The sequence below is a fragment of the Acinetobacter sp. AKBS16 genome (assembly GCF_002899995.1).
Lineage (GTDB): Bacteria > Pseudomonadota > Gammaproteobacteria > Pseudomonadales > Moraxellaceae > Acinetobacter > Acinetobacter baumannii.
This window is the reverse complement of the sequence record NZ_POYH01000075.1, coordinates 2,833-9,659: the sequence shown is the minus strand read 5'-3', so window position 1 is coordinate 9,659 and position 6,827 is coordinate 2,833. Positions and strand designations below refer to the sequence as shown.

The following is a 6,827-nucleotide window of genomic DNA, read 5'->3' as shown; positions in this document are numbered from 1 at the left end:
ATACGCACTATATGAAAAAGGCTAATTTAAATAATTAGCTAAATTATTTATCTTGTTTTATATCGTATGAATATTTTTGAAAAAACGAAGTCTTGAATATTATAGATAATACTTGCAGGAAAAATGATGGAAATTTCATTAAGATTCGCGACCCCTGCCGATCTAAAAGCTATAAACGAACGCTATGCCGAAATTGATTTTGTACCATCACATGATGATGAACTTATTGTACTAGCTTCTATTAGTGAGAAAACTGTTGGGCAAGGTAGAGTTGTAGGTATTGATGCTAACAGCGGCGAGCTTGGTGGAATTTATGTTTTTCCGGGCAATGAAGGGTTAGGAATCGCCCGTAAGGTAGTTGATTTCTTAATTAAAAATTCAGATTTTTCTATGCTTTACTGTTTACCCTTTGCCGAGTTAGAGGGCTTTTATGGCTCTCTAGGTTTTGCTGCTGTGAAAGACATAGCTCAAGTTCCAGAAGCTATACTAAAAAAACATGAGTGGTGTAACAGTAATTACGACAAACCGGTTTTGCTTTTAGAAAGAAATAAATAAATAAAAGAATATCTATAAAAAAACCGCCCCAGAAGGCGGTGGCTGAATTTAAACCAGCAATATATAGAAGTATGGTGGACGAATACTTCTATATTCTTTTACGAAGGAGTTTTATTGGTTTTCATAAAATCTTCCGATTTAAAATATTTAATAATCATATCTGCATGCTCTTCTTTAGGAGGAGCAACAGTCACAGGAAATGATTCTTTAGAAATTTTAAATCCGTGCGGAATTAATTGTGAAATTGGTGGAAATTTAGGTTTTCCACCATCGGTAATTCGCTCGATAAAACTTGCTAACCAGAGCAAATACTCTCCTTCGTTTTCAAACTTCGGCATTACACTTAGATCAACTTTGACTTTACATTCACTAAGAGGCTTCGTGAGCTGCTCGTCAAAATCAATATAATTGAACTTAAGTTTAAACTCAGTCCCTTTAATGGCCTTACGTATCTGACTGATTAAACAATTCAGATTTTGTGTAAGGTCATTGGTGAATAAGTCGTCTTTTTTAATATTCTTATAAACCTTTTCAGCCACGGCTAAATACTTTGGCATTTTTACCCTCCTCAATCTCAATTGTTATAAAGTTTTGATCTTAAAATGTTTTATGGTTCTGATTATGATTAAACAAATGTAAAGAAGTGAAACAATATTATACTCAAACGTAAGTAGTTAAAGCTTTATGTAAAGACTATTGAACAATCACCTAAAAAAATTATGGTTTTGATAACTCATCCGCAATTTTTTTTAAAATATTATTATCTTTTGAAATATTTATTTTCAATTAAAATTTACCATTTGGTAAAATTAATACGTTCTCATTTGCTGATCTCGTCTTACGAGTCCTAAAACTGATCTACGAACTCTTATTTCATCTTCAGAAAATGGTAAATGCTCTTTTAGCTCATCTATAGAAAGTGAATTATTTTCTATTAAAAAACAGTCTTGTTCGGTCGTCCAACGTGAAGCTATTGATTCGGTTTGTTTCCAGTAACGTTTCATATGCCCTAGTAAATTAATCAGTCTAAAAGCTTACGAAGAGTGCAAGCTTTTTATAGATTTTGTGCGGAAAGAAGAATAGGAATAGTACCGAAATACTCAAAAATAAAAAAGCCAAACACCTCAATAAAACATTGTTAACTATTTCAAATGACTTTTTCGGTAATAAATGACATGCTAAATTATTAAATTTTTACTAATAGGAAAGAATGAAATTGAAGCATGACTTTCCCTCACGCTTTGTTTTCTGTTCACATAGAATTTTCTGGCAGCGGCCTGTTTTGCGCTTGCTGCTGGTAAGCAAAGCTGGTCTACAGAACAAAGAGCCCGTTATGCTCAGGAATAATTTTAAGCTCATGTAGTGCCAAAATTACTAATGAGCTAAAGTATTATTCTCTTTAATACCCCATACAAATGTTCTAAATATTTATTTAAGCCGTGTATATAAATTAATTTTTTAATATACAAATTAAATTCTAATATTAATTTCTTTCAATTATAATTTAAAACAATGATGGGATTAAAAAAACCTATTACAAAATATTTAAAAATCCTTTAAATACAATACATTAAAATCAATAAAGCATACTTACCCCTTTAAAAAATCGTCTTATTAAACTATTGATTAAATTTAGCTTTGTTTCAATTTTGATATTAATAAGAAAACTAGATAGTAAGGGATATTTACTGTGAATCAGACTCAACATCACACCACGGAAGTTGCAATTTTAGGTGCAGGCCCAGTTGGGTTAACAATTGCAAATTATTTAAGTAAACAAGGTGTACAAGTTACTGTTATTGAACAACTAGACCAACTCATTGATTATCCAAGAGCGATTGGTATTGATGATGAATCATTACGTACAATTCAGTCAGTAGGGTTAATCAAACAAGTTTTACCGCACACCACCCCTAATCATGCTATGCGGTTTTTAACACCCAAAGGTCGCTGTTTTGCGGATATCCAGCCTATGACTCGCGAATTTGGCTGGCCACGTCGTAATGCATTTATCCAACCCCAAGTTGACCGTGTTTTACTGGAAGGTTTAGCAGCCTATCCAACCACGGAGGTGCGTTTTTCACGTCAATTAAATAGCTTCACTCAAGACAAAGACCATGTAACTTTAAATTTAACGACTAAAGATCAAAAGCAGGAAATTGTTCAAGCGCAGTATTTAATCGCTTGCGATGGCGGGAATTCATTTGTACGCCGTACACTTAACATTAATTTTGAGGGTGAAACTGCTCCAAACCAATGGATTGTTATTGACCTTGCCAACGATCCACTAGCGACGCCTCATGTATATTTATGCTGTGATCCAGTACGTCCTTATGTATCGGCTGCTTTACCACATGGTATTCGTCGTTTTGAGTTTATGGTAATGCCAGGAGAAACTCAGGAAGAACTAAGTAAACCCGAAAATATTAATCGTTTATTGCGTAAAGTTTTACCACATACCGACAATATTGAAGTAATTCGTCAACGTGTCTATACGCACAATGCACGTATTGCAGACCGTTTCCGTGTAGACCGTATTTTATTAGCTGGAGATGCAGCGCATATTATGCCTGTATGGCAAGGCCAAGGTTACAATAGTGGCATGCGTGATGCTTTTAACCTTGCTTGGAAGATGGCTTTAGTCATCAAAAAAGTTGCAGGCCCAGAAATTCTAGATAGTTACCAATTAGAAAGAAGAGATCATGCTCAAGCCATGATTAATTTATCTGTTCTGGCAGGCCATGTACTTGCTCCACCAAAGAAATGGCAAGGTGTTGTGCGTGATGGTATTGCATACGTATTAAATTACATACAACCAATAAAACGTTATTTGTTAGAAATGCGTTTTAAACCCATGCCAAAATATCATCAAGGCATCTTGGCACCCTTTCCAGAAAAAAATACGCCTGTCGGAAAGATGTTCATCCAGCCTCATGTTCAGCTTGAAAATAAAGACAAAATTTTACTCGACGAAGTGATTGGCAATAACTTTGCTATTCTTGCCTGGGGAGTTAATCCTACTTGGGGTATATCACCAAATGTAATGAAAAAATGGGATAAGTTAGGAATCAAGTTTATTCAAGTCGTACCAGCTGTTCAGTTAGATGCACCGAACCGTTCTTCTCATGAACATGTAATTACTATTGGCGATGTAGATACTGAAATTCGCTCTTGGTTCAGTCAAACGAATCAATCTATGGTGATTTTAAGACCTGATCGTTTTATAGCAGGACTCGCTATTCCTCAAACAGTAAACAGTATAAGTGAAGAGTTGTTCCAAAAAATGCATTTGGTCATCTAAAAGTAATTAAGCCATTCTTTAGAATGGCTTTTTTTTAAAAGGAAAAATTTAGATGAAACTGTTTTTTAAGTACATCCAAAATTAAATCTATAGCTTTGTTAACATGGTCTTTTCTATAAGAAACATATAAACCTATCATAGGCAAAGGTTCTACGGTTTTTTTTACTACAATTTTATCTCCTAAAAGTGGGATGACATACTGAGGAACGAGACTCCATCCAATTTCCATTCCAACCAAGTTAACATTCAGTAAAATGTTAGTTGAGTACTGTACGACATTGATATTAAGTTTAGATTTTTTAAAAAATCCATCAATAATTCGATAAAGTTCAGGTGAAGCTTCTTCATTACACATCACAAAGTTATGGTGCTCAAAACTTTTTATACTGATGCGTTCCTGTTGAGCATCTGGAGAGTTTTTAGGAATAATTAAAGTCAACGGTTCTTGAAAGATTTGAATAGAAACTAATTCATTTGTATTAGCCCCGTAACGGGTAAAAGCAATATCTATCTCGCCCTTCTTAAGCGCCTGTAGTTGAGCATCATCGGTTAAGCTTTGAAAATCAATTGTAAGCTCTGGGAAATGTGCTCTAATATTCGGCATGATGTAAGGGAAAACTTTCATTTCAGCTGCTGGAACAAAACCAATATTTAATTGTTCTTGTTCAACTTTTGCAGTTTGTCTAGCCAAGCTAATAGCTTTCTCTGTGTGCTCTAATATAATCAAAGCTTCTTTAAAAAAAACTTCCCCTGCTTTTGTAAGCTCGACTTTTCGCTTGCTACGTATAAAAAGTTGAACACCAACTTCATCTTCTAAATCTTTAATTTGCTGGCTGAGCGAAGGCTGTACCGTATGCATTCGTAATGCCGCTTTTGTAAAATTCAGCTCTTCAGCAACCGCAACAAAATAACGTAAGTGACGTAATTCCATGTCATATCCCAATTTTTGTCTTTATATCTCGATTACATAGCCAACGATATAAAAATAAAGTCATTATCGTTACCCATGCACACAACTGGTAAGTTTTTTCATAGCCTATTTGAGCAATAATAAGTCCTACCAGAACCGAACCAATTGCCAGCCCTAAATCAAATAAAGTAAAAAAGGTTGAAACCGCATACCCAATTCTGTTTTTCTCAACCGTTTGTATAGCCATCGTTTGAAAAACAGGAAAAAGTGATCCGTACCCTGCACCAATTAAAACCGCAGCAAACCAATATTCCCACTGGGTTCGCATTTGACTCACCAAGAATAATCCTACCGCAAAAAGAATAAACGAAGGATAAACCACTGAGTTAGCTCCTCTTTTATCGTACGAATAGCCAACCCAAGGACGCGCGATAATCATTGATATTGCAAAGATAATAAAAAAAATACTTGTTTCAGCAAGTAAGTGTTTCGTTTCGCTATAGACACTAATGAAACTCATAATGCTTGAATAAGCCATGGCAACAAATAATGCAACCACCCCTATAGGTACCACTCTCCTTTCGATAATACCGTTTAAAGAAATTTTTTGCTTTGCTTGAACCCACTGTCTATCTTTTAACGAAGACACAGGTATAAGAAAGCAAAAAACCAAACCTAGACACACAATTAAAGTGAGAAGAATAAATAGATTATAAAAACTAGTGTAACGCAGAGTAGCTAGTGCAATCATCGGCCCAAATACAACTGCAAAATTCGTAGACATGACAAAATATCCCATGCCTTCGCCTTTCCTCTGCTCTGGGATGAATTCATTCACAATAGGTACGGTTACTGTAGTTAAAATACTAAACCAGATTCCATGCATGAATCGGATCAACAGTAATACCCATAGTTGATTTATAAATAAATAACCAAAGGCCAAAAATGCAAACAGTAATCCTGAACCGCGCAATGCAGTTTTTTCGCCTAAGCGTTCAATGATCAAACCAGCAAAAGGACGAATGGCAATCGATGAAATCAAGAATAAAGTTAGTGCCAAACCTGCCTGACTAATTGAACCAGATAATTCTTTTAAAATATAAAGAGGTAATATGGTGAGTAAAGCATAGTAATAAATGAATAAAAAAAGGTTGTTCAATACACAAAGGATAAATGAACGATTCCAAAGCTTTTCATTGGCAATTGGGTGCATTTTTCTTACTCAATTAAGGTTTTTATTTAAAATACGAAGTCAATTCATCTGACATTTACAATCATTGATTTGCTCTAAACTTAGAGTGGATAGACTTGAGGGCTTCTTGAATTGAAATAAAATGAAAAAAGCTCCCAGAGCTGAGCTTTTTTCATTGTTCTATTTGGACTTTGGACTATTTAGCCTGATGTAATCGACGAATTACCAAAAGCATCAGTAATGCTGAAATGACAATTCCAGGAATAGCAGCGGAAATAACACCTGTAGCACCGCTTCCCATTGCGAGTACTTGACCAGCAATTGCGGGACCTAACATTGCACCAATACGTCCAACCGCTGCGGCACTGCCTACACCAGTTGCCCGAATCTCTGTTGGATATACGATACTGCCAAAAGCATATAAAACGCCTTGTCCACCAATAGTAAATGTCCCCATTAAGGCTGCGGCTGCATACATTGCAGTTAGATTTCCAGCTCCATTTAAACTAAATAAACCAGCTAAAATACCTATATACATAAGGATAATCACATAGGCTTTATTCCAGCGGTCAATCAAAATACCCAGTACAACAGTCCCAATGGCAGCTCCCATTTGGAAAAATACTTGAGCTAAACTGCCCTGTTGACGAGAGAATCCCAACTCCATAAATAGAGACGGTAACCAACTCAACATGATGTAAACCACCATCAAGGTAAAAAAATAGCTTGCCCACAGTAATAAAGTCTGTGAAGCATAATTATTTTGAAAAAGATTTTTAAAAGAGCTTTGTATGTGGGTAATCGATTTATCTTGAAATCTCGTTTGTAAAAACTCTCGAGATTCAGGTAAAAATTTGATCATAAGAGGA

7 protein-coding genes are annotated in these 6,827 nt (G+C 35.2%); 2 read left to right on the top strand and 5 right to left on the bottom strand.

What is annotated here, in order from left to right:
* Positions 1-126: 126 nt before the first annotated feature.
* Complete coding sequence (locus C1642_RS13295; protein WP_103236425.1) at positions 127-555, top strand: GNAT family N-acetyltransferase; 429 nt, start codon at positions 127-129, stop codon at positions 553-555.
* A gap of 98 nt (positions 556-653) precedes the next feature.
* Here C1642_RS13295 and C1642_RS13290 read toward each other — a convergent pair whose 3' ends face one another.
* Positions 654-1,112, bottom strand: coding sequence for a hypothetical protein (locus C1642_RS13290; protein ID WP_001127331.1), 459 nt, complete (start codon positions 1,110-1,112; stop codon positions 654-656).
* 252 nt (positions 1,113-1,364) lie between these two features.
* Positions 1,365-1,559, bottom strand: coding sequence for a hypothetical protein (locus tag C1642_RS13285; protein WP_079378437.1), 195 nt, complete (start codon positions 1,557-1,559; stop codon positions 1,365-1,367).
* A 686-nt stretch (positions 1,560-2,245) separates the two neighbouring features.
* On the opposite strand from C1642_RS13285, the gene C1642_RS13280 reads away from it, so the two are divergent.
* Entirely contained in the window at positions 2,246-3,856 is a 1,611-nt protein-coding gene (locus C1642_RS13280; RefSeq protein ID WP_001077081.1) for a bifunctional 3-(3-hydroxy-phenyl)propionate/3-hydroxycinnamic acid hydroxylase, read from the top strand.
* A 34-nt stretch (positions 3,857-3,890) separates the two neighbouring features.
* On the opposite strand, the gene C1642_RS13275 is transcribed toward C1642_RS13280, so the two are convergent.
* From C1642_RS13275 to C1642_RS19420, 3 genes are all read right to left on the bottom strand, one after another.
* Positions 3,891-4,787, bottom strand: coding sequence for a LysR substrate-binding domain-containing protein (locus C1642_RS13275; RefSeq protein WP_000423245.1), 897 nt, complete (start codon positions 4,785-4,787; stop codon positions 3,891-3,893).
* A 1-nt stretch (position 4,788) separates the two neighbouring features.
* Positions 4,789-5,979 carry an MFS transporter gene (locus C1642_RS13270; protein WP_103236424.1) on the bottom strand — a complete coding sequence of 397 codons (1,191 nt, stop codon included), beginning with the start codon at positions 5,977-5,979 and terminating at the stop codon, positions 4,789-4,791.
* Between the two features lie 175 nt (positions 5,980-6,154).
* Positions 6,155-6,827 (bottom strand): MFS transporter (locus C1642_RS19420; protein ID WP_228153884.1); only part of this gene is annotated, 673 nt, incomplete at its 5' end.

Excerpts from the sequence above, each read along its gene's own strand:
- C1642_RS13285 (WP_079378437.1), bottom strand. The coding sequence starts at position 1,559 with ATGAAACGTTACTGGAAACAAACCGAATCAATAGCTTCACGTTGGACG.
- C1642_RS13275 (WP_000423245.1), bottom strand. The coding sequence starts at position 4,787 with ATGGAATTACGTCACTTACGTTATTTTGTTGCGGTTGCTGAAGAGCTG.
- C1642_RS13290 (WP_001127331.1), bottom strand. The coding sequence starts at position 1,112 with ATGCCAAAGTATTTAGCCGTGGCTGAAAAGGTTTATAAGAATATTAAA.
- C1642_RS13295 (WP_103236425.1), top strand. The coding sequence starts at position 127 with ATGGAAATTTCATTAAGATTCGCGACCCCTGCCGATCTAAAAGCTATA.
- C1642_RS13270 (WP_103236424.1), bottom strand. The coding sequence starts at position 5,979 with ATGCACCCAATTGCCAATGAAAAGCTTTGGAATCGTTCATTTATCCTT.